Source organism: Nevskia soli DSM 19509 (assembly GCF_000711955.1).
GTDB lineage: Bacteria > Pseudomonadota > Gammaproteobacteria > Nevskiales > Nevskiaceae > Nevskia > Nevskia soli.
This window is the reverse complement of the sequence record NZ_JONR01000019.1, coordinates 17,145-43,028: the sequence shown is the minus strand read 5'-3', so window position 1 is coordinate 43,028 and position 25,884 is coordinate 17,145. Positions and strand designations below refer to the sequence as shown.

Genomic DNA, 25,884 nt, shown 5'->3' with positions numbered 1-25,884 from the left:
GCCTTTCTTATTTCCGGACTATCAAATACATGTTGCAGACCATTCGCGACCGCATGACTGGCCCGATACTCTGGGGCATTGTTGGCGTATTGATCGTTCCCTTCGCGTTTTTCGGGATCCAGTCCCTGCAAAGCGGCGGTGGCGCCGATCCCACGGTCGCCGAAGTCGGCGGGGTGAAGATCACCCAGTCGCAGTTCCATGGCGCCTACCAGCGCGCTTACCAGGATCTGCAACAGCGCATGGGCCCGGATTTCCGGGCGGACGAGCTGCAACAGAACCAGTTGCGCGACAACGTTCTGAAGAGCCTGGTGCAGGACTTGGTGTTGCAGCAATACACCCGCGATACGGGCTACCGGATCGATGACGCCGGGGTGCGCGAATACCTCGAGGCGATGCCGTATTTCCAGGAAAACGGGCACTTCTCCGCCGATCGCTACCGCAGCGCCCTGAGCAGCGTCGGCCAGTCTCCCGAGCAGTTCGAAGCGCGCGTGCGCCAGCAGCTGCCGGTGGAGCAGCTTCGCGGCGCCGTTCTGGACAGCGCCTTCATCACCCCGCGCGAGGGGGAGGCGGCCTGGAAGCTGCAGCGGCAGCAGCGCGTATTCAGCTACGTCAAATTCGAACCTGCCAAATACCTGGCCTCGGTTACGGTCAGCGACGATCAGGTCAAGCAGCGCTACGAGCAGAAGAAGGACAGCTACAAGGCGCCCGAGCGCATCAAGCTGGCCTACGTCGAACTGGCCCTGGACCAGCTGCCCAAGGCCGCTGCCCCCAGCGCCGACGTGCTCAAGGCCATCTACGAGGCGCGCAAGGCCGGGCTGTTCTCCACTCCGGAGCAGCGCCGCGCCAGCCACATCCTGATCGCCTTCGGCGCCGACAAGGATGCGGCGAAGAAGAAGGCCGATGATCTTTACGACAAGATCAAGGCCGGCGCCGACTTCGCCGAGCTGGCCAAGGCCAACTCCGACGATCCCGGCTCCAAGAACAAGGGCGGCGACCTGGGCCTGGTCAAGCACGGCATGATGGTCCCCAAATTCGAGTCGGCCCTGTTCGCCCTGAACAAGGCCGGCGAGGTCAGCGAACCGGTGCAGACCGAATTCGGCTGGCACCTGATCAAGCTCGACGAACTCAAGCCGGCCGAGACGCAGGCGTTCGACGATCCCGCGGTGCAGAAGCAGCTGCTCGACCTGTACCAGCAGCAGGACGCCGTGACCCGCTTCAACGACATGTCCACCAAGCTCGACCAGATGAGCTTCGAGAACCCGGCTTCGCTCGACCCGGTGGCCAAAGCGCTCAACCTGCAGGTGAAGACCACCGACTGGTTCACCCGCAAGGGCGGCGGCGACATCGCCGCCAACCAGGCGGTGATCGCCGCCGCGTTTTCCTCTGAGTTGATCAAGGACGACAACAACAGCAAGCCGATCGCCATCGATCCGCAGCATCTGGTAGTGGTGCGCAAGGCCGAATACGAAGCGCCGCGCCAGTTGCAGCAGGCTGACGTCGCCGAGCAGATCCGCGGCGAGCTGAAGGACGAAGCCGCCAAGGCCAAGGCCAAGGCCGGCGCCGACGCGCTGCTGAAGAGCCTCGCCGACGGCCAGACCTTCGAGCTTGCCACCAAGGCCGCCGGTGTCGCTTCGGTGAGTCCCGGTGCCGTGCAGCGTGACAACAAGGACCTGCCGCCGGCCCTGGTCCAGGCCCTGTTCAAAATGCCGCACCCGGCCAGCGGCAAGCTGGGATACGGCCAGGCCGCGCTGGACAACGGCGATATCGCCGTGATCGCCCTGTCGGCGGTCAACGATCCGGCGACGCAGTCCAGCGACGTCAAGGACATGCAGAGCGCCGGCTTGCAACTGCGCAATGCCCGCGCTGGTTCCGAGTTCTCCGCCTACCGCGATGCAGTGGAAAAAGAGGTCAAGGTCAAGATCAAGGCGACGCCGCTCACCAGCGACGCCGACGCAGGCGGCTGAGAGGCAGTGGCCAGTGGTTAGTGAATAGTGGCCAGTGGAAGCGGCAGGATAAAAAAGCCCGGTGATCTAACCGGGCTTTTTGCTTTTACCGACCACTGATCACTGACCACCAGTCACTGCTTTTCCGCCATGCTCTCCAGCGTGAAGCCCATGAAGCGGAAGCCGGCGTCGACATAGATGATCTCGCCGGTGATGCCGGAAGCCAGGTCGGAGCAGAGGAAGGCGGCGGTATTGCCCACTTCCTCGATGGTGACGTTGCGGCGCAGGGCCGAGCCTTTCTCGGCGTGCGACAGCATGCTGCGGAAACCCTTGATGCCGGCGCCGGCCAGCGTCTTGATCGGGCCCGCCGAAATGCCGTTGACGCGGATGCCTTCCGGCCCCAACTCACCTGCCATGTAGCGCACATTGGCCTCAAGGCTGGCCTTGGCGGCGCCCATGACGTTGTACATCGGGATGAAACGCTCGCTGCCCAGGTAGGTCAGGGTCAGCAGGGCGGCGTTGCGTCCCTGCATCAGCGGGCGCGCCGCCTTGCCCAGTGCGGCGAAGCTGTAGGCGGAAATATCGTGCGCGATGGCATAGCCTTCGCGCGTCACCGTTTCCAGGTAGCCGCCGGCCAGCAGTTCGCGCGGGGCGAAGCCGATCGAATGCACCACGATGTCGATGCCGCCCCATTTCTGCTTGAGGGTATCGAACACCGCGGCGATGTCCTCGTCGCGCGTCACGTCCAGCGGCATCACGATGTCCGAACCATGCTCGTGCGCGGCGGCCTCGACGCGTGGCTTGAGCTTCTCGCCCTGGTAGGTGAACGCCAGTTCGGCGCCTTCGCGATGCATCGCCTCGGTGATACCGGTGGCGATGGAGCGCTCGCTGGCGATGCCGGTGATCAACACTTTCTTGCCGTTCAGGAAACCCATGCCAGCCTCTCAAAGTTTTGCTTCGCGCGAGATCCCGTCACAGGCGTTCTCCGGGGCGGGGGAGATGGGCCTCGCGCATGGATATCCCGCGTGCGGCGACGGAAGCCATCGCACGCGGGAGCAGCCCCGGCCAGTACCGATGCCCGTCCCGATGATTACATCGGGTGGAATTCGATCGGATAGCTGTTGTAGGTGAAAGGCGGAACGTTCTTGGCCGCGAACTTGAACAGCAGGATGCGCTGCACGATCTTGTGCTCAAAGTCCGGATCGTTGAACGAACTCGACACTACCGTGCACTGCGTCACCGTGCCGTCCGGCGCGATGGTCAGCTTCAGCACCAGCTTGCCGTCACCCATGTTCGGGTTTTCGCGCGCCTGCCGGTTGTAGATCGAAGTCAGCGAACCCTTGTTGCGGTCGAACACTTCCTGGATCTCGGTGAGCGAGCGCGCGTTGTTGATCTGGCCATTGGCGCCGACCTGGTTGGCGCTGCGTCCGAATCCCACCGGGCTCTGCACCGAGCCGGTACGGCGGCTGCCCAGACCCGTGCCGCTCTGCGAACTGGTGACCGCTCCGGTCCCGCCGATGCCGTTGCCGCTGTTGGCGGCGGCGGACTGGGCGATGGCTTCCGCCGAGGCGGCGGAACCGCCGATGCCCCCCTTGGAAGTGATGGTGCTGGAGACCAGGGGCTGGTCGCTGAGCGTGTTCAGGTTCTGGTCGCGCAGATCCTTCAGCTGATCCTGGATGACCTTCATTTCCTGGGTCTTCTGCGCCTGCTCGCGCGCCGAGGGCTGCGGCACCGGCTGCGGCGTGGGTTTCTGCACCGGCTTGGGCGGCGCGGCTTCCTTGGGCGGTTGCGGGCTGTCCTTCGCGGCCGGCTTGGGCTGCTCCGGCGGCGCCACTTCGCCCGGCTGCTCCGCCACCAGCTCGGCGTAACGCGCGCCGTTGAAGGAGCTGCTCTCGGCCTTCTTGACCTCCATCTGGAAAATGGACAGCAGGATGGCCAGGATGACCGCCGGGACGGCGACGATCAGGACGATGCGGCGGAAACGGCGGTCGGCTTCCTCCGATAGCGCCCAGCTTTCCCAGCGGATGGTGGTAACTTGCGCGCTCATCGCGCCACCTCACGGCTGCTGCGGTGATTCACCGACAGGGAAATCCTGGCGAACTGCGCCTGCCCGGCGGTGATCATCACCTTCTTCAACAGGGAATAGGGGATGTCCTTGTCCGCCATGATGTTGATCTCGCCGCGGGTCAGCGCACTGGCGGCCGCGCCCTGGATCTGCGCCAGCGGCACCAGCAGCAGCTGCGACTTCAGCGCCGGCAGCACATCGCCCGAGGACGCTTCCGCCTCGGCCACCGTCATCACCGTCTTGCCCTGCAGGGTGATGTCCTGGCCCGTGACCATCAGCACCGGGGTATCGTTCGGTTGCTGCATGGTGACCGAGGACGGCAGCTCCAGCGAGCGCGGGCTGCGGATGGTCTGCACGCTGGTCGAGGTGAGCAGCAGGAAGAACACCAGGCAGGTGAAGATATCGATCATCGACACCAAGTTGAGCGGCACCGTGTCGCGCTTGGTGGCCTTGCGCAACATGCGGTTGCGCATGAAATTCGAGCGCATTCTCATGGCTTGGCTCCTGCGGGCGCGGCGCCGTTCAGCTTGGGCGCATCGCCCATGCCGATCTGCGGAAACAGATCCCGTTGCGGGTGCCCGGGCGTACCCGGCTGCACGCGCACCGTATCCATCACCTGCACCAGGGCATCGTAGGTAACGGTGGGATCGAGCAGCAGCGTGATCTTGTCCTCGCTGGGCTCGCGGTCCTTGATCTGGCTCAGCAACTCGCCGAGACCTTTCAGATCATAGGCGTTGCCCGTGCTCGGGAACTCCTTCACGGCGCCGCTTGAATCGGCCACGGTCAAGCTGTCCGGGCGCACGATCACCTTCAGATCCTTGGGCTGCTGTTGCGGCGGGCTGGAGTCGGAAGAGGGCAGGTTGACGCCCAGGATCGACACGCCGAGCGCATTGACCAGCAGGAAGAACACCAGCACCGTGAGGATGTCGATCATCGACACGATGTTCAACTCGGTGGCGCGCTTGCGCCGGGCGCGTCGCGTGGCGCGACGCAGATTGCGCGACAGTCCTTGCATCATGGGCAGATCATCCTGTGTGGAGCGATGACCGGTCCTTAGTTCTTCAGGCCCAGGCTGTTGAGGAACTTGATCGAAGCCATTTCCAGGTTATCCACCAGTTCGTCGGTCATCGACGTCAGCCAGGCATGGATCAGCATGAACGGCACGGCGGTCATCAGGCCAAAGGCGGTGCAATTCATCGCGATCGACACGGCCTCGGACAGCTGGTCCTGCTTTTCCGCCGGGTTGACGCCGGACAGCGAGGAGAAGCCGTGGATCAGGCCGATGATGGTGCCGAGCAGGCCGAGCAGGGTGGCGACATTGGCGAAGGTGGCCAGATAGTGGGTGCGGCGCTCCAGCTGCGGCGTCACTTCCATCAGGCTTTCTTCCATGGCGCGCTCGACGTCCTCACGCGTCACCTGGCCGCGCGAGCGGGCGATGCCGTAGCCGAGCACGCGGCCGATGGCGGTGGTGGAGGAGGAGGCAAGCTTTTCGGCGTCTTCGTACCGTCCGGAATTGACCATCGGCAGCAGCTTCGACCACAGGGTGCGGTTTTCGCTGTAGGCGCGCCGCAGGTAGATGAAGCGCTCGATGGTGATGGCCAGGCCGAGGACCAGCACTGCCAGGATGGGGTACATGAACACGCCGCCGTTTTGGAAGAAACGGGTGACGGTGGCGAACAAATCCATGGTAATTCCTCTTTGAGCTAGATGACTGTGATGGGCAACGGTGTAGGGTAAGGCTGCTGTTGTTTTGACTGCTTACTTCTTGTTGCCAAGCTCGGCCTGGCGATAACTGGTAATCGTGTCGTAATACGAATTCTGGCGCCGGAACACGCCTGGGTCGATCGGTGCCATTTGCTCTTGCACGATTTGGGCCGGCCGGTCCATGCCGCGCTGGGCATACTCGTTCTTCCACGGCGTCAGGTACAGGCCGATCGGAGACTCGTGATCGCCGATGATGGTGGTGCCGGCACCCTCGTCCGGGCTCGTCGAAACCGCCGGCGCAACGGCATCGGCCTTCTTCGTATCGGACGCCGACGCGGACTGGGCCTGCGCGGCCGGAGCCAGCAGCAGCGCCCCCGTCAGACCCATCAGGGCCAATGATAACGATCTCATGGCTTGTGCTCCACTGGGGCAGGGGGGCTTGCGGCAGGCTTGGCCTGACCAGCGGCGGGGCCGCCGGCCGTGTTGGCTGCCTGCGGCAACCCATCCTGAAGTTCGTTGATCCATGCGGTGACTACCGGCTTGCTGTCCTTGCCCGCGATTCTCTGGTATTCGCGGTATTGCGCCAACGCGTCCTGCGGGCGCTTCAGATACGCATCGTAAAGGATGCCGAGGTTCAAGCGTGTGACCGGATTATCGGGCTTGAGTTCGACCGCCTTCAGATAAGCCTGTTCGGCGCGACCGTAATCGCCGCCTTCACGATACAGGATGCCGAGCCAGCCCCAGGCGAAATCGTCCTTCGGACTGGTCGCTATGGCGCGGGTGAAGCTGCCGATGGCCTGGTCGCGCTGCTTGCCCTGTGCCTGCAAGACGCCCAGATTGTTGAGCGGGCCGCTGTACTGCGGGAAATCCTGCGCCAGCTTGGCGAAAGCGTCCTTGGCGTCCTGCGGCTTCTTGTCCTTCACCAGCTGCACCGCGGCCTGGAAGCGCTGCTCCGGATCGCCCTTGTCCGGCACCTGAGCCGCCGGCGTGGCCGTGTCGGGGGCGGTGGGAGCGGCGGGCGCCTGCTTCTGTACCTGCGAAGCGCAGGAGGCCAGCAGCAGCGCCGCCGCCAGTGGCAGCCAGGTCCCGATGCGGACCGTGGAAGCCATGCCCTGGGAACCGATGCCCTGGGAATTAGTGCAGCGATTCATAAATATCCTCGCGCTGCTCGCGCTTGCCGTACTTCCCCGGAGACAGATCGGCCAGGGCGTCGACGCTCTTGCGGATCGACGGGTTCCACAAGCCCTGCGAAACGCGCTGCAGGTTGGCCTCGTGGGCCTTGATCGCCTGTTCATCGAACGGCTCGGCCTGTTCCTCCAGCAGCAGGTTGTATTGTTCCAGCTCGTCGCCCTTCAGCTTGGCCGGACGCTCCGAATTGACCAGGGCGCGGGCGAAGTCGTGGTAGACGTTGCCGATCTCGTTGGTCGCCGCCGTGGTGGTGTCGGCGAAGCCGTAAGCGGCGGCACGGTTGAGCGCCTGCACTGCCGCCTCGGTCGCCTGCTTGCGTACCGGCAGGGTCTTGGCGATCGGCAGGGTGATCGACACCGCGCGTGCCTGCGCCGCCGTGGCGCGGGCCAGCTCCAGGCTGGCCTGGGCGGCCGCCAGCTTGCTGCTGTCGGTACGTCCGGTGCCGGCCATGCTGTCGGCGCTGACCATCTCGTTCAGCCAGTAGGTGTGGCGGACGCTGTCGCCGGCGGTCATCGCGGCCAGGCGCTGCCGTGCCTCGGTGCTGCGATCCAGCGGCTGCGGGTAGGTCTTGACGTAGGACTCGTAGGCGGCAATCGACGGCTGCGTCTGCTGTGCCTGGTCATACAGCGTTGCGGACAGCCATGCCGCCTCGCGCCGCGTATCGACGTTTTCCGTCGGCCGCTGCGCCACGCGCTGATAGGCGGCGGCGGCCTGCGCCGGCTTGTTGTCCTTCTGGTAGGCCAGGGCCAGCTTCTTGTCCACGTCCGCGGTCAGCGGATTGGTCGGATAGCGGCTGCGGAAGCCTTCCAGCGCCTGTTCCGAAGCGCCCCAGTCCTGCAGGCTGATGTAGGCCGCGGCGGCGTCGTAATCCGCGTTGGGGCGGATGCTGGCGTCCGGCACCACCTGGCCGACGCGCTGGAAGAACTGCGCGGCGGTGCGCATGTCGCCGGCGCTGCGGGCGGCATCGCCCTGCTTGTAGATCGAGGCCGCCAGCTGTTCCACCACCACCTTGCGGTTGGCGTCGGTGGCCGGCGTCAGCGCCAGCAACTGGGTATACGCAGCCTCGGATTCGGCGTACTTGCCCTGCGCGAACTTGGAGTCGGCCAGCACGCCCAGGGTCTGGCTGCGCAATTCCGGCGCGGCCGGCGGGCTCAGCGCCAGCACCCGATTGGACAATACGATGGCCTGGTCCAGATCCTTGATCTCGTACAGGTCTTCCGCGGCGCGGGTCAGCACCGGCGCGGTCTGGTTGCTGGCCGGGAAGGTGTCGGCGTACTTGACGCTGGCGTCCACCGACAGGTGCAGCACGCCCGGACGGTCAGCCGCCGGCACTTCCTTGCCCAGGCGCTGCCAGGCCTGGATCGAGGCGTAAGCCGCTTCCGGCGCCTTCGGATTGTTCGGATAACCGTAGGCGGTCCTGGCGTACTGTTCGGCGGCCTGTTTGGTCTGGCCGCCATCGTAGAGCGAATCGGCGTAGAGCAGGTTGATTTCGGGCAGCTTGGGGTCCTGCGGATAGATCGTCAGGATCTTGTTGTACCAGCCGGCGGCCGCGGCAAAGTCGGCGCGCTTGGCGGCCGCGTCGGTCGGCGGATCCTTCTGCGCCTTGGCCTGGTAATGGCGGCCCAGGTCTTCCAGATCCTTGCGCAGCTCGGCCATCACTTCGGGCGTCGGCTGCTTGCCGGCCCAGTAGGGGGCGGCGGGTTCATAGGCCTTGGCGTAACGTTCCTTCTCGCGCACCACCTGGTCGCTGAAGCCGCCGTCCTGATAGGCGGCAATCACCTTGGTCTGGAAGGTCGGCGCGCTGGGATGCGTCGGATGGCCTTCGACGAACGCGGCGTAGGCATTGGCCGCATCGGTATAGCGGCGCTTGTCCAGCATCAGCTCGCCCAGGGCGTTGTAGACCAGCGGGTAGAAGCGCGGCTGGCCGTTCTTGGCGAAATAATCGTTGATCGCCTTGCCGCCGCCGAGCGCGGTGAAGGACAGGCTCGACACGCGCAGGCCGTCGCGCGCCAGATCGGCGCGGGTCACCGACACCGCCTTCAGCGCGGCCTCCGGATCGTCCAGTTCTCCCGGCGGCAAATCACGGTCGAGGATGGTGAAGAACACCGCGATGTCCTCGGCGTATTTCTGCTGCTGGAACAGCGACCAGCCGTACTTGTACTGCGCCGAGACGAAGAACGGCGTGCCGTCGCCGAAGCCCATCACCGCATGATATTCCTGCTCCGCCTCGGCATAGCGTTCACGCCCGTACAGCAGCTCGCCGGCGCGGAAATGCGCATCGGCGACCAGCGGCGAGGCCGGGTAGTCGTGTTCCAGCTTCTGAAGCGAGACGATCGCCTTGTCGGTATCGCCGCTGTTCTGCTGGGCGCGCGCCAGCTGATACAGCACGCGATCGTTTTCCTTGCCGTGCGGATCCTCCAGCAGTTCCTGGTAGATGCCGATCGAATCCTTCAGGGCCACGCCCGCCGCGGGGCCGGTGTTGCCGTTGCTGTCCGCCACCTGCACCTGCAGGTCGGCGATGCGCTTCATCGCCTCCGCGCGGGTATCGGGGTCCGGATTGAGCTTGAGCAGCTTGTGATAGTTCTCCAGCGCCTTCTGCGGGTCGGCGGCGACCGGCTCGGACTGGATGATCGGCAACTTGTCCTGCGCCGGCTGCTTCTGGCTGGCCAGCGTCTTGATCGGCGGCGCCGCATGCTTGACCGCTTCGGTTTGACAGGCGGCCAGGGTCAGGCAGGCCGCGGCGAGCGCTGCGCGCTTCATTTCGAATCACCCTTGAGCTGGCTGTCGTAAATGCGGGCGAGCGCGAAACGCGACTCGGCCAGCAGTTTCTGGTTGACCACCTTCTGCTTTTCCAGGTCGCCGAGGGCGATGTTCTGCAGCAGCTGGCCCTGCGTATTCTCGGCCGCTTCCAGCTGCGGCATCAGCGCGTCGATGCGTGTGCGCAAGGCCTGCATGCGTTCGAACGGGCCGAAGAATTTTTCCGAACCCGGGTTCTGCGCCAGCTGCAAGGCCACCGGGGCTTCGCTGTCCGGTACATCCGGTGAGCTCTGGCCGTTGTATGCCGACAGGCGGTTGGCCAACTGCAACGGAGGCGCGGAAGCGGCGGCGGACGGATCCGACGAATACCCGGTTCCCGGGGCTCTCGCGGCCTGCCCGGGCGCCGCCGGCAGATTCTGACCGCTGCGCGTCTGGTAGCTGGTCTGCAACTCGGCCATGCGCGTTTTCCAGAACTGCAGGTTCATCTGCAGCATCCGCGTGTCGCGGAAATTCTTCAGCGCTTCCTGGAACGGGTTGTCCGCCAGCAACGTCTGCAAATAGAAGGTTTCCGGTGCGTCCGGCAGCGATTTGAGCTTCCACATCCAGCCCGACTCGGCGGAAGGATCGTGGTCGATCATGGTCTTCACCATGCGGCCGCTGCGCACATGCTGTTCGGCCGAATCGAGACGGGTATGGGTCTCTTCCAGCGCATCGATGGCGCGCTCGTAATACTGCTGTGCCTGGATATGCGCGCCGAGGCGATCGAGCACATAGGGAATGGCCAGCAGGCCTTCCTGCACCGCCGGATCGATGGTATCGCGGCTGGTCAGTTCGACCCAGGGCACCAGCGCCTGCTTCAGCTGCGCTTCCTCGTCGGCCGACCTGCCGCTGAGGTGGAACGGCGCCAGCTTGGCGCGCTTGTAGATGCTGTCCGAATCGATGTAGCCGGGACGCAGCAGCACGCCGATGGTGGCGAAGGAGGTGAAGGCCGTGCCGTCCTGCGGCGCCTCATCACCCAGTTCGGCCTTTTTCTGCTTGTTGCCGCGCGGCGCAAGATAGGCCCAGCCAAGCCCGAGCAGCGCGCGGTTGGAGTAGGGCCCGACGGTGCGCACGCGGCCGAAGATCGGCACCGCGGTGCCGCCTTGCTGGGTACGCAGGAAGTGGTAGCCCAGGGTCAGGTTGGCCTTGTCGCGCAGCGCCAGCGAATCCGAATCGGTCGGCGTCAGCCGGCCCACGCGGTCCAGCATATTGACGCCCTGGCCGACGCGGCCATCGTTGATCAGCGCCACGCCGAGGTTGTAGCGCATGATGTTGGTCATGTCGCTGCTGCTGGCCTGGGTCAGGATGTCGGCGGCTTCGCCGTAGCGGCCCTGCGCCAGCAGCACCCGCGATTGCAGGTCCTGCCAGTCGATCAGCAATTCTTTCGGCAACTGCGCCCGCACCGTGCTCAACTCGGTGGACGACTGCTGGTAATAGCCGCGCTGGTAGAAGAAATCCGCCAGCCGCAGGCGCGCCCGTGCCAGGCTCAACGGATCCGTGGCATTGGCGATCTCCTCGCGGTAGATCACTTCGGCCCGCTGCGGCATGCCGAAGGACAGCGTATCCGCAGCCAGGTCGCGGTAATAGGGCGGCGCGAAGCGCTTCTGCGGCGCTTCCGCCTGCACCTGCGCCAGCAGCGCCGAGGCGCTGAGATAGCGGCTGTTGCCGGCGAGGAACTGCGCGCTGCGCACCCGCGGGTCGTTGTCGCCGCCCGGGGTGTAGATATCGGCCGCGGCGGCGGTGCCGCAGGCAAAAGCCAGCGTGAAGACGACGAGGTGCTTCATTGTGCCGCCCTCCAGTCGCGGAATTTCAGCTCGGGCGGGGTCAGGTACCCGCTGCGCCGCAACGAAAGTTCCAGTTCGGCCGGTTGCTGGGTCTTGTCGAAATAGCCGTCATAGCTTCCGGTGAACGGCGGATCGCTGGGCCGGGCATCGGAATACTGCGCGGTGAACTGCGCCTGCAGGTGGTGCCGCCCGGCCGGCGCGTTGAGCCGCTCGACCAGGTGCAGCCCGCGTTCCTGCAAGGCATAGGATTCGCTGGTGGTGTACTCGTGGTGGACCGGCTTGCCGCCGTCGACCGTCACCGTGATGTCCTTGATGTACATGCCGGCGATGGCGACGCCGACGTAGATCGATACCCGGTTGTAGTCCGGGTAGAGGAAATTCTGCTCCACGGCCTGGGCCTGCTGGATCACGTCCAGCGATTGCTCCTTCAGCTTCTGGATGTTCTGGTCGACAGCCAGCGCCGCGGGGTCGGCCGCCTGCGGCGGAGCCGCCAGCGCTGCGATCGGCAGTAAAGCCGCGGCAAGGAGGCCGCAGGCTCGAAGCGGTTTTCTATTGGTCATGGGGGAATGCAGGCGCATCGATAGGGCGAGTCTAACAAATGCTTCGCGGCTTGCGAAAACTGGCGAAAAAATCAACGCAAGGTACTCTTGTAGCTATCTTTCCAGCGACGCAGCGCAGCGAAAATCTCGACCGGGTCATGGACTGGTTTTCCCGTATGGCTGCCGGCCGATCGCGCCAGCGCCGGCTCGGTGCAACGCAAAAAAGGATTGAAAGCCCGCTCCCGGCCCACACTGCCAGGCACGCTCGGCCGCTGTTCGGCGCGCAAATTTCGCACTCGTTCGATCTCCCCGGTCACTTCCATGTTATCCGGCTCCGCGCTGTGCGCGAAATCCAGATTGGACAAAGTGTACTCGTGAGCACAATACACTGCCGTGTCGTCGGGCAGGGCGGACAGGCGCTGCAAAGAAGCGTACATCTGCTGCGGCGTGCCTTCGAACAGGCGGCCGCAGCCGCCGATGAACAGCGTATCGCCGCAAAACAACAACTTATCGGCCGCGGCGTAGTAGGCGATATGGCCCAGCGTATGCCCCGGCACCGCCAGTACTTCGAAGCTGATGCGCGGTTCAGGTAGTTCCACCCGGTCGCCGTCGTCGAGCAGATGCGTCAATCCGGGGATCTTGCCGCTCTCGGCGCGCGGCCCATACACCGGCACGTCCCAGGCGCGGCGCAGGGTCGGAAGGCCGCCCACGTGGTCCGGGTGATGATGTGTGACCAGGATCGCCGCCAGTTCCAGCCCCCGTTCGCGCAGGGCCTTCAGCACCACCTCGCCATCGCCGGGATCGACCACGGCGGCCTTCCCGTCGGCATGCAGCAGCCACAGGTAGTTGTCGTTGAACGCGGGGAGAGGTGTCACGGTTATCATGTCTGAACTCTGTAGGTTCAGATGCGAGGCGTCAACATGCCAAACCAGCTCGCCATCCGCGGCGGACAACCGTTCAGCCGCTACACCCTGACTCTCTGGTTGCGCAGCCAGCGTGGGCGCCGCCTGCTGGCCCTGGAAGAACGCGAACTGCGGCGGGTGCTGCCGGACCTGTTCGGCCGGCATATTCTCCAGGTCGGCAGCTGGGGCCGCGGCCAGCGCCTGCTCGGCTCGGCCGACATGCTGCATCGCGCCGTGCTCGGCACCGTGGGCGACCTCGATGCGCAATCCCTGGTCGAACCGGAGCGCCTGCCGGTGCAGAACCAGAGCGTCGACGCCGTGCTGCTGCCGCACACCCTGGAATTCTCCCGGATGCCGCACAACGTCCTGCGCGAAACCAGCCGCATCCTTACCGACCGCGGCCGCCTGCTGATTCTCGGCTTCAACCCCTGGAGCGTCTGGGGCCTGCGCCAGCGCCTGGGCCTGCGCTACCGGGCGTTCCCGCCCGGTGCGCGGTTCGTCAATCCCGGACGCCTGTGCGACTGGCTGGAACTGCTGGATTTCGAGGTGGTGCTGGTGCGGCGCTTCGGCATCGGCTTCCCCTGGGGCGCGCCGCGCACCCTGGGCGAGCAGACCGGCCTGCACAGCCTGCTCAACCCATTCATGGAGGGTTACCTGATCATGGCCAAGAAGCGCGTCATCCCCATGTCCCTGGTGGGACGCCTGCCGCGCGCCCAGGTACGCACCCTGGTCGGCGGAGCCCTCGGCGGCGCCGCATCGAAGCTGCCGGGCACACCCTCGCACCGCGAACTGCCGCAAACCAACGAATAAGTCTGAAGCAAGAACAAAACGGAACCGATTTTTTTGAAAACAGTGATCATCTATACCGACGGCGCCTGCAAGGGAAACCCGGGGCCCGGCGGCTGGGGCGCCCTGCTGCGCTGGAACGGGCATGAAAAGAAGCTCCGCGGCGGCGAAACCCTGACCACCAACAACCGCATGGAACTGATGGGCGCCATCATGGCGCTGGAATCGCTGCGCGAGCCTTGCGAGGCCACGCTGTTCACCGATTCCAACTACGTCAAGCAGGGCCTCAACGAGTGGCTGCCCAACTGGAAGGCACGCGGCTGGCGCACTGCCGACAAGAAGCCGGTGAAGAACCAGGATCTGTGGCAGCGTCTGGACCTGGCCGCGGCGCGGCACCGTATCGACTGGCGCTGGGTCAAGGGCCATGCCGGCGATCCCGGCAACGAGGCGGCCGACCAGCTCGCCAACCAGGGGCTCGAAGAGCACCGCAATTCAGCCACGGTAGCGCAAGCATGAGCAGCGCCGTCCGCCAGATCATCCTCGATACCGAAACCACCGGCCTGGAAGTGGGCGAGGGCCATCGTGTCATCGAAATCGGCTGCGTCGAGCTGCTCAGCCGCCGCGTCACCGCCAACAACTTCCACCATTACCTCAACCCGGACCGCGCCATCGACGCCGGGGCGCAGGAAGTGCACGGCATCAGCAACGACTTCCTGGCCGACAAGCCGCGCTTCGCCGACATCGCGCCGAGCCTGCTCGAGTACCTGCGCGGCGCCGAGCTGGTGATCCACAACGCCGCCTTCGACGTCGGCTTCCTCGACAAGGAACTGGAGCGGGCCGGCTACGGCGAGCGCCTGGGCCAGATCTGCGGCATCGTCGATACCGTGTCGATGGCGCGGCGCATGCACCCGGGCCAGAAAGCCAGCCTCGACGCCCTGTGCAAGCGCTACGGCATCGACAATTCCAACCGCGACCTCCACGGCGCGCTGCTCGACGCGCGCCTGCTGGCCGAGGTCTATCTCGCCATGACCGGCGGCCAGGGCGCCCTGGTGCTGGATCGCGAAGCCGCCGGCGCCAAGTCCGGCAGCTCCGCCCTGGAAGGCCTGCGCGAACTGCTGGAAACCGCCGCCGCGCCCTTGCGCGTGATCCGGGCCCAGGACGAAGAATTGGTTGCCCATCGCGAACGCCTTGCCGGCATCGACAAGAAAAGCGGGGGCAAGCTGCTGTGGAAGGACGACGCCCAGGCCTGATCGCGGGACACTTCAAACCGGAATCGTAGGGCGGCCTGTGGCCGCCGGCTTCTTGCGTCATCACGTAGTGTGCAGTCGCGGCCATAGGCCGCCCTACGAATTAAACGCCAGCCCGTGCCAGCGCCGTCACCACCTCGAAATACGGCGGCCGCGGTTCGCGCGAGGTGACGCGGCACAGTTCCACTTCCAGTCCGCAGGCCTTCAGCCATTTCGCCAGCGCCTCCGGCGTCACGCCGAGGTTGACGTGGTCGTAGGCCTGCATCGCCGCTTCGTGCTTGTGCGCGCCCAGGGTGGCGATGATCAGGCTGCCGCCCGGCCGCAGCAGCGCGGCGGCCTTGGCGATCACCGTCTTCGGCTCCTGCGCATAGCTCAGCGCGTGCATCAGGAACACCTGGTCGAAACGGCGGTCGGCGAACGGCGGCGCGCGCATATCGCCCTGGCAGAAGCCCACATTGCTCACCGTGCCGAGCCGTTTGCGCGCCGCGGCCAGCACCTTGGCGCTGATGTCCATGCAGGTGACCGAGCGCGCGCGCTCGGCGATCAGTTCGGCCAGTACGCCGTCGCCGGACGCCACGTCCAGCACATCGCCCAGTTCCAGCAAGCCGATCAGGGCATGTGCGGTGGCTTCCCAGGTGCGGCCGGGAGAATAGTGCAGCTCCATGCGCCCGGCCACCGACTCGGCCCAGGTCTGCCCGGACTTGCGCGCGCGTACCACTTCGTCGGCGCGCTCGCGATCGAGGCGCGCTTGCCGGTCGTCCAGTTCCTGCCGCATCAGTGCCCACAATTCGGCGGCACTGTTTTCCACCGCCGCCAGGGTATAGAGCGCCGCGCCGCCAGTGCGCTGGTCCTGCACCAGACCCGCGCGCTTGAGGCGCGCCAGGTGGGTGGACACGCGGCTCTGCGCCAGTCCGGTGACCTCGGTCAGCTCGGCCGCGGACAGCGCATGGGCTTCCAGTAACAGCAGCAGGCGCAGGCGGCTGGGGTCCGCCAGCAGGCGGCAAAGTTCGGTGCTCTGGGCGATGCTCAGTTTCACTGTGGACACCGTGGACGTCCTGGTCCAGGCCACCAGGCTTGCCCGGCTGCGCTTCCTGCTCCGCCGGCAAGCCGGGGCGCGCCATCCTGGCGCGCCCGTCCGGGAGCGCGCGGACCAGTGGTCCGCAAACGCGCTGCCGGACCCATGCCTGGACTGTTCAAACAAGCAAACATAAAAATCAAACAAGCAAACATAAAAAACCCGCCGTCAGCAAACGGCGGGTGTGATCGCGGAATCGAAATCTCAGCCTTGCTTTTTGACTGCATCGGTCACCTTGGTCACAGCACCCGTTACCGCGCCGGTCACGCCGGACACCACGCTGCCCACCGATTCCACCGCCGTGGTCGCCGCCTGCTTGGCCCGGCTGGTGGCGCGGCTGGCGCGCGAACCGGGCGAGGGCGGCGGGATGACGGCGTGTTCCACTTTTTTGATCGCGGCGCTGGCCGTGCGCTTGCCGCTGGCCACAGCCTTCTTGGTGGTGGCCTGGGCTTGCCTGCCGACCTTCTTCACCGATTTCTGCGCATCCTTGCCGGCCTTCTGCGCCGCGGTCTTGACCTTGGCGATGGCTTTCCTGGCAGGCGCCGCGGCCTTGTTCAGGTCCGCCATGGCGACTTTTTCGCCCTTGATGCCCTTCTGTACCAGCTTCGACAGCTCGGCCCGGGTCTCGGCGACGATGCCCATGGACTCGCGGGCATGGGAGATGACCTGGTTGACGGTGTCCTGCAGCAGGTCGAGCTGCTGGTGGGCCAGGCCGCGGATGTCGTTGCGATTCGCCTTCTTGATCGAATCGAGCGCGCCGCGGTAGTAATCGTTGAGCGCCTTCAGCTCGCGATCCGCCAGTTTCTGCACGCCGTTGTAGACGATCTTGTTGGCGCTGGCGACGACCTCGAGGGAATCCTTGCGCAGCCGTTCGATCTGCTGCTTGAGCTGGTCCAGATGCTGTTTTGCGGCCATTCTATGACTCCCCGGTGCGTGTCAGTGGCTTGCCGGGATTCTAGGACCCGCTGTAAGTGCCTGTCAAAGCGTGAATTTTACGCACCGCTTTGGTGTCGGGCAGGCTTTCCGGACGGGCTCGGTTTGTCCCACCGTACGCAGGCGTATATGATCCCCGGGCTGCGCCCCAGCCGGGGCCGGCCGGCACATTCGCCGGCATATCCATGTTCCGCCAGCGCGAAGCATCGATCTGCCGCGTCCGACCCGCCGGTCCGCCCTGCGGAACGGGCGTCAGCGCCGGCCGTGACTGTGGTTCGATCACGCCGATCAAGAAGTCCGTTCAAGACAATTCATCATCTAGCCGAGGAAAAGAAGCCCATGTATCAAGGCCAATCCATTCAGGTGCGCAAGCTCGACGGCGATATCGCCGAGCTGTGCTTCGACAGCAAGACCGATTCGGTCAACAAGTTCGACGCCCGTACCGTCAACGAACTGCGTGAAGCGGTCGCCGCCGTCACGGCCGACAGCGGCATCAAGGGCCTGGTCATCACCAGCGGCAAGGACACCTTCATCGTCGGCGCCGACATCACCGAATTCGGCAAGAGCTTCCAGCAGCCGGAAGAAGAGATCGTCAAGTGGTCGGTCGAAGCCAACAAGGTGTTCAGCTCGGTCGAAGACCTGCCGTTCCCCACCGTCACCGCCGTCAACGGCATGGCCCTGGGCGGCGGCTTCGAAATGGCCCTGTCCACCGACTACCGCGTGATGTCCACCAAAGCCCAGGTCGGCCTGCCCGAAACCAAGCTCGGCATCTTCCCGGGCTTCGGCGGCACCGTGCGCCTGCCGCGCCTGATCGGCGCCGACAACGCCATCGAGTGGATCGCCGGCGGTACCCCGCAGAAGCCGGACGCCGCGCTGAAAGTGCACGCCGTCGATGCCGTGGTCGCCCCGGAGAAGTTGAAGGACGCCGCCCTGCGCATGATCGCCCTGGCCCAGGCCGGCGCCTATGACTGGAAGAAGCGCCGCGCCCAGAAGACCGGCCCGCTGCACCTGCCGATGATCGAATCGATGATGGTGTTCACCACCTCCATCGGCTTCGTCGGCGCCAAGGCCGGCAAGCATTTCCCGGCCCCGGTCGCCGCCATCACCGCCATTCAGAAGGCCGCCGGCAAGAAGCGCGACGACGCGCTGCTGATCGAGGCCCAGGCCTTCGCCAAGATCGCCAAGACCCAGGCCGCCGACTCGCTCATCGGCCTGTTCCTCAACGACCAGCTGATCAAGAAGAAAGGCAAGCAGTACGCCAAGATCGCGCGCCCGGTGAAGCAGGCCGCGGTGCTCGGCGCCGGCATCATGGGCGGCGGCATCGCCTACCAGTCGGCCAGCAAGGGCACCCCGATCATCATGAAGGACATCGCCGACAAGGCGCTGGACCTGGGCATGTCGGAAGCCAACAAGCTGCTCTCCGCCCAGGTCACCCGCGGCAAGCTCAAGCCGGAGAAAGCCGGCGCCATGCTGGCCGAGATCCGTCCCACCCTGAACTACGGCGACTTCGGCCATGTCGACGTCGTGGTCGAGGCCGTGGTCGAGAACCCCAAGGTCAAGAAGGCCGTGCTGGCCGAAGTGGAAGCGGTGGCGCGCCCGGATGCGGTGATCGCCTCCAACACTTCCTCCATCTCCATCGACGACCTGGCCAGCGGCCTCAAGCGCCCCGAGAACTTCCTCGGCATGCACTTCTTCAACCCGGTGCACAAGATGCCCCTGGTCGAAGTGATCAAGGGCGCCAAGACCAGCCCCGAGGCCGTCGCCACCATCGTCGGCTACGCCACCGCCATGGGCAAGACGCCGATCGTGGTCAACAACTGCCCCGGCTTCCTGGTCAACCGCATCCTGTTCCCGTACTTCGGCGGCTGGTCCGGCCTGATCCGCGACGGCGGCGACTTCGTCAAGATCGACAAGGTGGCCGAGTCCTTCGGCTGGCCCATGGGCCCCGCCTACCTGCAGGACGTGGTCGGCATCGACACCTCGCACCACGTCGGCGACGTGCTGGCGGAAGGCTACCCGGACCGCATGGGCCGCGACTTCAAGACCGCGCTCGACGTCATGTACGAAAACAAGCGCTTCGGCCAGAAGAACGGCATCGGCTTCTACAAGTACGAGACCGATCCCAAGGGCAAGCCGAAGAAGGTCATGACCGACGACAGCTACAAGCTGATCGCCGCTGTGCAGCCCAACGGCACCAAGGACTTCAGCGATGAGGAGATCATCGACCGCCTGATGATCCCGATGGTCATCGAGACCGCGCGCTGCCTCGAGGAAAACATCGTCGACACCGCCAACGAGGCCGACATGGGCCTGATCCTCGGTATCGGTTTCCCGCCGCACCTGGGCGGCGCGCTGAAGTACGCCGACATCATCGGCCTGGCCAAGCTGGTCGAGAAGTGCGAGAAGTACAAGAGCCTCGGCAAGCTGTACGAGCCGACCGCCCGCATGAAGGAAATGGCCGCCAAGGGCGCTACTTACTACACCAAGTAAGCCCCGCCACCAATTTCGTTTTGGAGATTCACATGACTGAAGTCGTAATCGTTGATGCGGTGCGTACCCCGATGGGCCGTTCCAAGGCCGGCGTGTTCCGCAACGTGCGCGCGGAGAACCTCTCCGCCGAACTGATCAAGGCCCTGCTGGCGCGCAACGCAGCGGTCAGCCCCAAGGATATCGAAGACGTGATCTGGGGCTGCGTGCAGCAGACCCTGGAGCAGGGCTTCAACATCGCCCGCCAGGTCTCCCTGCTGGCCGGCCTGCCGCACGAAGTCTCCGGCCAGACCGTGAACCGCCTGTGCGGTTCGTCGATGACCGCCATCCATGCCGCCGTCGGCGCCATCAACTCCGGCATCGGCGACCTCTACATCTGCGGCGGCGTCGAGCACATGGGCCACGTGCCCATGGACTACAACTTCGACGGCAACCCGGAGCTGTCCCTCAACACCGCCAAGGCGGCGGCGATGATGGGCCTCACCGCCGAGATGCTGGCCACCACCTTCCAGATCTCGCGCAAGGCCCAGGACGAGTTCGCCCTGGCCTCGCACCAGCGCGCCACCCAGGCGCGCAAGGACGGCGCCTTCAAGGACGAGCTGATCCCGCTCGCCGGTCATGACGCCGACGGCCTGCCGGCCCTGATCGACTTCGACGAAGTGGTGCGCACCGACGCCAGCTTCGACGGCCTGTCCAAGCTCAAGCCGGTGTTCAACCCCAAGGGTTCGGTCACCGCCGGCAACAGCTCCGCGCTGTCCGACGGCGCTTCCGCCGTGCTGGTCATGTCCGCCGAAAAGGCCAAGGCCCTCGGCCTCAAGCCGCTGGCCAAGATCCGCTCGATGGCCTCCGCCGGCTGCGACCCCAGCACCATGGGCCGCGGCCCGGTGCCCGCCAGCAAGAAGGCGCTGGAGCGCGCCGGCCTGACCCTGAAAGACATCAACTACTTCGAGCTGAACGAAGCCTTCGCCGCGCAGTCCCTGGCGGTGCTGACCGAGATGAAGCTGCTCGACCGCATGGATCACATCAACATCAAGGGCGGCGCCATCGCCCTGGGCCATCCGCTGGGCTGCTCCGGCGCGCGCATCACCGGCGCCCTGGCGCACATCCTCAACCAGAAGGACGCGCAGTTCGGCCTCGCCACCATGTGCATCGGCATGGGGCAGGGCGTCGCTACCGTTCTGGAGCGGGTGCACTAAAGCCCGTTCGAAGTCCGCTGTCACCCCGGCGCAAGCCGGGGTCCAGCGCCTCACAAAAAAGCCGGAGCTTCTGCTCCGGCTTTTTTATTTTTGTGATGTCTGGATTGATGTATGTCGGTGGTCGTCGCTGGAATTGGGCGCAATAAGCGAAGCGCATTGCGCCGTATGAAGGGGCGCCAATCCGGCGCAATGCGCTTCGCCCCTCGATACACGTTGCTTCGCAACGCACTCGGGACAGGCTTATTGCGCCCTGCAAGCGTTGAGCATCAAGTCCCGTCTTTGGTCGATAGACCCTTGCACGCCTGATAGAGACGCTGATCTCGATCATAGATGCTCTTGTTTGCCGCGGTTGTTGAGGCGGAAGCAGAATGTGCGATGCCATGTTGATAGGCATCACTCTCATCCCTGATTTTTGCGGCCAGGTTGATGCATCCCACACGATGCGCCCACGGGCTGTCGTCGTGGAGAATAATGACGAAGTGCTCAGGAGCGGCGCCGAGATACCGGACGTTGAATTGGTCGCCGGCTTCGAAAGCGAGCATGGTGTAGGGCGAAAGGGGGTCCCAGTGCGTGTCGTTGTGATGGAGATCGAACAACACGACATGAGTGCTGCTGTCCTGTCCCTGAATGACGATGTCGTATTGATCGGGTGATGATGATTTGAGCCCGATAAGGGGCGCCGATCCTGGACGCCCAAGCCCCGCGATGACTGCGCGAGGTAGTCTTGCGGACTGGCTGAATGCAGCCAGTGCCGCCAGACCGGCGACAAGATTCAGAATCTGCACCTTGCGTGGCAGGCGAGACAAAAGCCACACGAGGAGCAGGAACAGCAGGACTGAGGGAAGTCACCATTCCCAGTGCGCTGCGACATAGAGTCCGTATGCTATTTGATCGATCATCCGAGTGTCGATAATCGCGCTTTAGGGAAAGGAAAGGTCCCCGCAAGAATAACGTATCGATACCCGACGCAAATGGCTACCATCGAGGCGAAGCTGCGCAATGTAAGAGTCGCCTGTTGGACAGCACTCAGCATTGCTCGGCCGCGGCGCCGAGCGGTGTCGGTTGGTGCTTATTGTCGGGCGCCTTGCAAATAAGCAACCAAGGCCTCTTTCGCTTTTCTTATCCGGTGCAATTCCAGCGGAAGGGATACTGCAACCATAACGCCCGCGATGGCCCAGCCGAATAGAACGAATGAAACAGGATCAAGATCATCCTTCTTGGGGAAAAATCCAGCAGTACTCCAGCCGACCAACCAGGCTCCCAGGAACGCTACCGAGCCAATCGGAAGTCTGCCGATTACCCTGATGGCCGTTGAGTCTGACCAAAGCAGAGTCCCTTTGATGGGGAATGGCGTATTGATTCGAAAGCCGAATATGGGAGCTGGCGCCCTAAACAGCACTTCGTCGGGCGAGATCATCCGCGCCTTCACAGCTTCAAGATCTATTGCACGAAGTAATGGATGCCGGAGCGGCTGTTGCACGCTCTCTTCAAACACCTTCAGTCCCGTCCGGTAAGCCCAAGGCCAAAAGCGCCACATTCCGATCATCTCCGCCACAAGATAGAACCAGGAGCTGAAGGTGATGAGCGATGCGGCCATGAACAATGAAATGGGAAGCTTCTCCACCATTAGCTACTCTATGCTCACGCCGAGTTTCGGCGGCGACTGTAGGGCGGTCGATGCAAGTCTCAGCGGGACAGGTTACACGTAAACAATAGGGGGCGGATTACGTTTTCCTCCGAGTCAAACCCCCAGACAAACCGCCCCGGCTGCGACGACCAGGGAGGCGAGCCAGCGCTTTCTACTGACCGCTTCCTTCAGGAACAAGCGCCCGATCAGCACCGCGAACACCACGCTCGTCTCGCGCAAGGCCGGTACCGCACCCATCGCGCCCGACTGCATCGTCCAGATCACGATGCCACACGCTTCAGGAACAGACCACGATAATCAGAAAAATAGGGTGTATGAAGTACGACTATTGGGCGTAATAATCCTATTCCGCACCTATCGGCCGAATGAGGGGGCAGGAGATCCTGCTCCCTTACCGCGCCCCCCTGAACCCCACAAACCCCACCTGCCTGCTCACCCCATTCTGCAAATCCATCCCCGCAACGCCGGAATTGGAAGCCGCCGAATAAGAAGCGCCCCGCAAGACCGCCGAGTAGTGGTCGACATACCCGTTCTGTCCATAGCCGACGTCGAACGTGGCGTTCGAGCCGTCGCTGATGCTGTCGCCGTTGGTGTCGCTGTTGGGTGAGCCGTCGTTGTAGACGCCGGCGCCCAGGATGCGGGTCAGGATCGTGGTCTTGCCCGAGGTGGCGGTGGGCGGCGCTGTGTTGGGGATCACCGGCTTGAGCCAGTCAGGCATCGCGGTGATGGTTCCCTTGAGTCCGGAAAGATTGGTGCCGTCGTAGTCGAACAGCTCGTTCAACCCGTCCGCGAAGCGGTCACCGCCATTGCGCGTACCCGTGGTGCTGGTGGTGGCGACGGAGCCCACCACGCCGCGTGACCACTGCGGCGCGTTGCCGGCCAAGTCCCACACCTTCACCGAGTAGCCCAGGGGCAGGGTGAAGTCGCGGGTGACGACGCCGTTGGCAATGACGAAGTAGCGGCCCTGGTCGGCGCCGTTGGTAGCGTCGTTGCCGGTATCGGAGTACAGGTTGGACTCGTCGCCGATGGCCAGCGGCATCGGCGGCGTGCCGTCGGAATGCCCCCGGAACAGGCTGCCAGTGGCGAGCTTGCTCGAGGTCCAGTTCAGCGGATTGTTGACCGCCGTCTGCACCAGCTGCATCCACTGCGTTTCCGAAGGCAGGTCGATCGGGTAGGGGCCGCCCGTGGCCGCTGCGGCATCCACCGGCGATTCCAACAGCGCCGCACGCGCTTCCAGCCAGGACAATCCCGTATAAGGCACGCCGGCGGTGGTGAATACCGCGCGATGCACCGTCTTGCCGTCGATGCTGGCCTGCCCGGAGGCGCCATACTGATTGCCGCGGCAGGTGCCCTTGGCGTCGCTGGTATCGCTGTCCTTGGGCGCGGTCGCGGTGTCGCAAAGCCGGTCCGAATAAGTCTTCTTGGTGGCGTTGTACACCTGCGCACCCTGCAGCAGGTCGGTGACATTGCGGGTGCCGCTCACCGGCACCGCGGAGTCCTTCGCATCATAGGCGGCGATGAAGAACCCGGTTTCATTGGTGCCGTCCCCGTCCACATCCCAGCCGCCAGGCACATACACGAAGCCCGCCGCCTGCATCGCCGTGAACTCCGGCTTCGTTCCACCGGCGGCCGTTTCATAAACGTACTGGAACGTATCCGCCTTGGCGTTCGGATTCGTTCCCATGCAGATTTCCTCGATGGTCGCCTTGCCGTCGCCGTCCGGGTCCGTCTCCAGTGCGGCTTCCGTCAAGGTCGTATCCAGGAATTTCAATCCGCCCAGGTTCGGCCGGGTGCCGGGGCTATTGGGATTGAGCGGGCCGGTCAGGCAGGCCTTGGCGTTGTCCGGGTGGAGATACTTGGCGAACTGGTCCTGCACCTGCTTTTCCAGCCCGTCGTTGATCCCATCCCCGTCCGTATCCACATTCAGCGGGTCGGTGTGGACCACGGTGACCCCGTCGTAGAGCTTGAAGCCCTTCACCTCGTCGCCGTCGCTGATGCCGTCCCCGTCGGTGTCCGCCTTGGCCGGGTTGGTGCCGTAGACGTTCACCTCTTCCCCGTCGTTCAGGCCGTCGCCGTCGCTGTCCACCTTCAGCGGATCGGTCTTGAAGACATTCACCTCATCTCCGTCGGTCAGGCCGTCGCCTTCGGTATCCGGCTTGGTCGGATCGGTTTTGTACTTGTTGATCTCGTCGACATTGCTCAGGCCGTCGCTGTCGGCGTCCTTGGTGGCGTCCGAGGGATCGAGCGGGTCCAGCCCGTACTTCACCTCGTCTCCGTCCTTGATGCCGTCGCCGTCGCTGTCCGGGTTGGTCGGGTCGGTCTTGTACTTGGTGAGTTCATCGGCATTGCTCAGGCCGTCGCCGTCGCTGTCCTCCGCGCCATCGGCCGTGCCGTTGCCGTTCGAGTCCACGATCCAGGGATTCAGCCCCAGCTTCAGCTCGATATCGTTGGGAATGCCGTCTCCATCCATATCCGAATCGGAGGCGTCCACCTTGCCGTCCCCGTCGGTATCGTTCGTCGTCGGATCCTCGAAGACGTTCACCAGCCCGTCACGGTTTGCGTCGCCGAACTGCGCCGTCATGAAATCCTCGGTCGTTGCGCGGCCGCCACCCAGGCGCAGGCGGTCCAGGTAGCTGTTGCCCTGCCCATTCTTCAGCGCCAGGATCTGCAGCAGCAGGGGCGCGATCCGCAAATGCGCATCGGCGGCGCGAACCGGCGTCGCGCTGCCGGCACCGGTCATGTCCGAAGGATCGTAGGCCAGGAAATCGCGGTAATCCACCTTGCCGTCGCCGTTCAGGTCTCCCGCCGCGCCGTCCTTGAAGACGAAGGCCGCCAGCCGGTTCAGCCTGGTTTCGATCGTATCCTTCACGGCGGAGCCCGCAACGCCGGCGAATGCCATCTCCGTCAGCACATTCACCCGCACCTTGCCCGCCAGCAGCGCGTCGCCAGGGATCACCGCACGGAAATTGCCCAGGAATTTCGGCCCCGCGGCGCCCTCCGTACTGTCGATCACCCCGTCGTCGTTGGGATCGCAATCCACTCCGCCGTTGACCTCCGCGATATACAGCGCGTCGCTGGAAATCTGTACCGAAGCGTCCGCCTTGATCTGGATCTTGCCCACGGCGCGGCCGTCCGCATAGCTGCGCAGCACCCGCGTTGTTCCCGACAACACCGTGTCGCGCGCCTCGTCATACGTCATCGTCGTACCGGCCAGAAGCTGCTTGCCGGTCAGGTCGTAGATTTTGACCGTTGCACCGGAAATCGGGCCCAGCACCGCATAACTGTCGTCGAGCACCGTCGGGCCGCCCCCGCCGCCCTGGCCGCTGCCGCCGCCCCCGCCGCAGCCTGCCAGCAGGAGCAGGCAAGCCAGGATCATGCTGCTCCCGCATGCCCGCGCGCCCCATTTCGACGAAAAAATCGGCATATCTTGAAAATCCCCTGGAATGTGCTCTCGCCCCTGCGACGGGAGAAAGTACCCGTTTGCAATGCGCATTGCCAGCACTCGCCACCGTGGGGAACCCCCATGTGAAGACCCCTAAACTTTTTTCCCGAATCCGCGGATTAAAGAGATTAGGGGAGGTAGTGCCGGAA

General features: G+C 64.6%; 22 protein-coding genes and 1 pseudogene. 6 read left to right on the top strand and 17 right to left on the bottom strand.

The annotated features are described in order from the left end of the window. Window positions 1-29 precede the first annotated feature (29 nt). Window positions 30-1,964, top strand: a complete 1,935-nt coding sequence (locus tag BP26_RS0111090; protein WP_029920649.1) for a SurA N-terminal domain-containing protein — start codon at window positions 30-32, stop codon at window positions 1,962-1,964. A 113-nt stretch (window positions 1,965-2,077) separates the two neighbouring features. Here the strand turns inward: BP26_RS0111090 and BP26_RS0111085 are convergent, their stop codons facing one another. The 11 genes from BP26_RS0111085 to gloB all read right to left on the bottom strand — a co-directional run bounded on the left by BP26_RS0111085 (window position 2,078) and on the right by gloB (window position 12,903). Then, complete coding sequence (locus tag BP26_RS0111085) at window positions 2,078-2,878, bottom strand: enoyl-ACP reductase FabI (protein ID WP_029920648.1); 801 nt, start codon at window positions 2,876-2,878, stop codon at window positions 2,078-2,080. Between the two features lie 155 nt (window positions 2,879-3,033). Continuing rightward, window positions 3,034-3,990: an AgmX/PglI C-terminal domain-containing protein gene (locus BP26_RS0111080; RefSeq protein ID WP_029920647.1), complete on the bottom strand. Its 957-nt coding sequence runs from the start codon at window positions 3,988-3,990 to the stop codon at window positions 3,034-3,036. Next, window positions 3,987-4,502 carry an ExbD/TolR family protein gene (locus BP26_RS0111075; RefSeq protein ID WP_245611773.1) on the bottom strand — a complete coding sequence of 172 codons (516 nt, stop codon included), beginning with the start codon at window positions 4,500-4,502 and terminating at the stop codon, window positions 3,987-3,989. Before BP26_RS0111075 ends, BP26_RS0111080 begins: the two co-directional genes overlap by 4 nt. Beyond that, window positions 4,499-5,026, bottom strand: coding sequence for an ExbD/TolR family protein (locus tag BP26_RS0111070; protein ID WP_051748852.1), 528 nt, complete (start codon window positions 5,024-5,026; stop codon window positions 4,499-4,501). Before BP26_RS0111070 ends, BP26_RS0111075 begins: the two co-directional genes overlap by 4 nt. 35 nt (window positions 5,027-5,061) lie before the next feature. Further along, a complete protein-coding gene (locus BP26_RS0111065; RefSeq protein WP_029920644.1) occupies window positions 5,062-5,694 on the bottom strand; it encodes a MotA/TolQ/ExbB proton channel family protein in 633 nt (210 codons plus the stop codon). 72 nt (window positions 5,695-5,766) lie between these two features. Further along, entirely contained in the window at window positions 5,767-6,123 is a 357-nt protein-coding gene (locus BP26_RS0111060; protein ID WP_157572485.1) for a hypothetical protein, read from the bottom strand. After that, window positions 6,120-6,863, bottom strand: coding sequence for a tetratricopeptide repeat protein (locus tag BP26_RS26630; RefSeq protein ID WP_051748851.1), 744 nt, complete (start codon window positions 6,861-6,863; stop codon window positions 6,120-6,122). The genes BP26_RS0111060 and BP26_RS26630 overlap by 4 nt, the downstream gene beginning before the upstream one ends. Then, on the bottom strand, window positions 6,847-9,660 hold the full coding sequence (locus BP26_RS0111050; protein WP_029920641.1) for a tetratricopeptide repeat protein: 2,814 nt from the start codon (window positions 9,658-9,660) through the stop codon (window positions 6,847-6,849). The genes BP26_RS26630 and BP26_RS0111050 overlap by 17 nt, the downstream gene beginning before the upstream one ends. Next, window positions 9,657-11,480: a tetratricopeptide repeat protein gene (locus BP26_RS0111045; RefSeq protein ID WP_029920640.1), complete on the bottom strand. Its 1,824-nt coding sequence runs from the start codon at window positions 11,478-11,480 to the stop codon at window positions 9,657-9,659. The genes BP26_RS0111050 and BP26_RS0111045 overlap by 4 nt, the downstream gene beginning before the upstream one ends. Further along, window positions 11,477-12,040 carry a hypothetical protein gene (locus BP26_RS0111040; protein ID WP_029920639.1) on the bottom strand — a complete coding sequence of 188 codons (564 nt, stop codon included), beginning with the start codon at window positions 12,038-12,040 and terminating at the stop codon, window positions 11,477-11,479. The genes BP26_RS0111045 and BP26_RS0111040 overlap by 4 nt, the downstream gene beginning before the upstream one ends. A 71-nt stretch (window positions 12,041-12,111) precedes the next feature. Beyond that, complete coding sequence (gene gloB, locus BP26_RS0111035) at window positions 12,112-12,903, bottom strand: hydroxyacylglutathione hydrolase (protein WP_029920638.1); 792 nt, start codon at window positions 12,901-12,903, stop codon at window positions 12,112-12,114. Window positions 12,904-12,939: 36 nt separating this feature from the next. On the opposite strand from gloB, the gene BP26_RS0111030 reads away from it, so the two are divergent. The 3 genes from BP26_RS0111030 to dnaQ are packed head-to-tail and all read left to right on the top strand — an operon-like array spanning window position 12,940 to window position 14,957. After that, on the top strand, window positions 12,940-13,731 hold the full coding sequence (locus tag BP26_RS0111030; protein WP_084183008.1) for a class I SAM-dependent methyltransferase: 792 nt from the start codon (window positions 12,940-12,942) through the stop codon (window positions 13,729-13,731). 33 nt (window positions 13,732-13,764) lie between these two features. Next, window positions 13,765-14,223: a ribonuclease HI gene (gene rnhA, locus BP26_RS0111025; RefSeq protein WP_029920636.1), complete on the top strand. Its 459-nt coding sequence runs from the start codon at window positions 13,765-13,767 to the stop codon at window positions 14,221-14,223. After that, window positions 14,220-14,957, top strand: a complete 738-nt coding sequence (gene dnaQ, locus BP26_RS0111020) for a DNA polymerase III subunit epsilon (protein ID WP_029920635.1) — start codon at window positions 14,220-14,222, stop codon at window positions 14,955-14,957. Before rnhA ends, dnaQ begins: the two co-directional genes overlap by 4 nt. Before the next feature lie 100 nt (window positions 14,958-15,057). On the opposite strand, the gene BP26_RS0111015 is transcribed toward dnaQ, so the two are convergent. Both BP26_RS0111015 and BP26_RS27565 read right to left on the bottom strand, forming a co-directional pair. Further along, entirely contained in the window at window positions 15,058-15,990 is a 933-nt protein-coding gene (locus BP26_RS0111015; RefSeq protein ID WP_211254897.1) for a metalloregulator ArsR/SmtB family transcription factor, read from the bottom strand. A 243-nt stretch (window positions 15,991-16,233) separates the two neighbouring features. Then, entirely contained in the window at window positions 16,234-16,944 is a 711-nt protein-coding gene (locus BP26_RS27565) for a phasin family protein (protein ID WP_029920632.1), read from the bottom strand. Window positions 16,945-17,301: 357 nt separating this feature from the next. On the opposite strand from BP26_RS27565, the gene fadB reads away from it, so the two are divergent. Further along, window positions 17,302-19,452 carry a fatty acid oxidation complex subunit alpha FadB gene (fadB, locus tag BP26_RS0111000; protein WP_029920631.1) on the top strand — a complete coding sequence of 717 codons (2,151 nt, stop codon included), beginning with the start codon at window positions 17,302-17,304 and terminating at the stop codon, window positions 19,450-19,452. A gap of 32 nt (window positions 19,453-19,484) precedes the next feature. Beyond that, window positions 19,485-20,645, top strand: coding sequence for an acetyl-CoA C-acyltransferase FadA (gene fadA, locus BP26_RS0110995; protein ID WP_029920630.1), 1,161 nt, complete (start codon window positions 19,485-19,487; stop codon window positions 20,643-20,645). Between the two features lie 266 nt (window positions 20,646-20,911). On the opposite strand, the gene BP26_RS29455 is transcribed toward fadA, so the two are convergent. The 4 genes and pseudogenes from BP26_RS29455 to BP26_RS27560 all read right to left on the bottom strand — a co-directional run bounded on the left by BP26_RS29455 (window position 20,912) and on the right by BP26_RS27560 (window position 25,669). Beyond that, the gene (locus BP26_RS29455) at window positions 20,912-21,430 is read right to left on the bottom strand and encodes a hypothetical protein (RefSeq protein WP_157572484.1); all 519 of its coding nucleotides are present in this window, start codon (window positions 21,428-21,430) and stop codon (window positions 20,912-20,914) included. Window positions 21,431-21,714: 284 nt separating this feature from the next. After that, window positions 21,715-22,272 carry a hypothetical protein gene (locus BP26_RS0110985; RefSeq protein ID WP_029920628.1) on the bottom strand — a complete coding sequence of 186 codons (558 nt, stop codon included), beginning with the start codon at window positions 22,270-22,272 and terminating at the stop codon, window positions 21,715-21,717. A 114-nt stretch (window positions 22,273-22,386) separates the two neighbouring features. Further along, window positions 22,387-22,569 (bottom strand): annotated as a pseudogene (locus BP26_RS28530) (EamA family transporter); the annotation flags it as partial. A gap of 115 nt (window positions 22,570-22,684) precedes the next feature. Continuing rightward, the gene (locus BP26_RS27560) at window positions 22,685-25,669 is read right to left on the bottom strand and encodes a binary toxin-like calcium binding domain-containing protein (RefSeq protein WP_051748849.1); all 2,985 of its coding nucleotides are present in this window, start codon (window positions 25,667-25,669) and stop codon (window positions 22,685-22,687) included. Between the last annotated feature and the right edge of the window lie 215 nt (window positions 25,670-25,884).

Bases quoted from the DNA above. Each gene is read 5' to 3' on its own strand.
- BP26_RS0111090 (WP_029920649.1), top strand. From the start codon at position 30: ATGTTGCAGACCATTCGCGACCGCATGACTGGCCCGATACTCTGGGGC.
- BP26_RS0111085 (WP_029920648.1), bottom strand. From the start codon at position 2,878: ATGGGTTTCCTGAACGGCAAGAAAGTGTTGATCACCGGCATCGCCAGC.
- BP26_RS0111080 (WP_029920647.1), bottom strand. From the start codon at position 3,990: ATGAGCGCGCAAGTTACCACCATCCGCTGGGAAAGCTGGGCGCTATCG.
- BP26_RS0111075 (WP_245611773.1), bottom strand. From the start codon at position 4,502: ATGAGAATGCGCTCGAATTTCATGCGCAACCGCATGTTGCGCAAGGCC.
- BP26_RS0111070 (WP_051748852.1), bottom strand. From the start codon at position 5,026: ATGATGCAAGGACTGTCGCGCAATCTGCGTCGCGCCACGCGACGCGCC.
- BP26_RS0111065 (WP_029920644.1), bottom strand. From the start codon at position 5,694: ATGGATTTGTTCGCCACCGTCACCCGTTTCTTCCAAAACGGCGGCGTG.
- BP26_RS0111060 (WP_157572485.1), bottom strand. From the start codon at position 6,123: ATGAGATCGTTATCATTGGCCCTGATGGGTCTGACGGGGGCGCTGCTG.
- BP26_RS26630 (WP_051748851.1), bottom strand. From the start codon at position 6,863: ATGAATCGCTGCACTAATTCCCAGGGCATCGGTTCCCAGGGCATGGCT.
- BP26_RS0111050 (WP_029920641.1), bottom strand. From the start codon at position 9,660: ATGAAGCGCGCAGCGCTCGCCGCGGCCTGCCTGACCCTGGCCGCCTGT.
- BP26_RS0111045 (WP_029920640.1), bottom strand. From the start codon at position 11,480: ATGAAGCACCTCGTCGTCTTCACGCTGGCTTTTGCCTGCGGCACCGCC.
- BP26_RS0111040 (WP_029920639.1), bottom strand. From the start codon at position 12,040: ATGACCAATAGAAAACCGCTTCGAGCCTGCGGCCTCCTTGCCGCGGCT.
- gloB (WP_029920638.1), bottom strand. From the start codon at position 12,903: ATGATAACCGTGACACCTCTCCCCGCGTTCAACGACAACTACCTGTGG.
- BP26_RS0111030 (WP_084183008.1), top strand. From the start codon at position 12,940: ATGCCAAACCAGCTCGCCATCCGCGGCGGACAACCGTTCAGCCGCTAC.
- dnaQ (WP_029920635.1), top strand. From the start codon at position 14,220: ATGAGCAGCGCCGTCCGCCAGATCATCCTCGATACCGAAACCACCGGC.
- BP26_RS27565 (WP_029920632.1), bottom strand. From the start codon at position 16,944: ATGGCCGCAAAACAGCATCTGGACCAGCTCAAGCAGCAGATCGAACGG.
- fadB (WP_029920631.1), top strand. From the start codon at position 17,302: ATGTATCAAGGCCAATCCATTCAGGTGCGCAAGCTCGACGGCGATATC.
- fadA (WP_029920630.1), top strand. From the start codon at position 19,485: ATGACTGAAGTCGTAATCGTTGATGCGGTGCGTACCCCGATGGGCCGT.
- BP26_RS0110985 (WP_029920628.1), bottom strand. From the start codon at position 22,272: ATGGTGGAGAAGCTTCCCATTTCATTGTTCATGGCCGCATCGCTCATC.
- BP26_RS27560 (WP_051748849.1), bottom strand. From the start codon at position 25,669: ATGATCCTGGCTTGCCTGCTCCTGCTGGCAGGCTGCGGCGGGGGCGGC.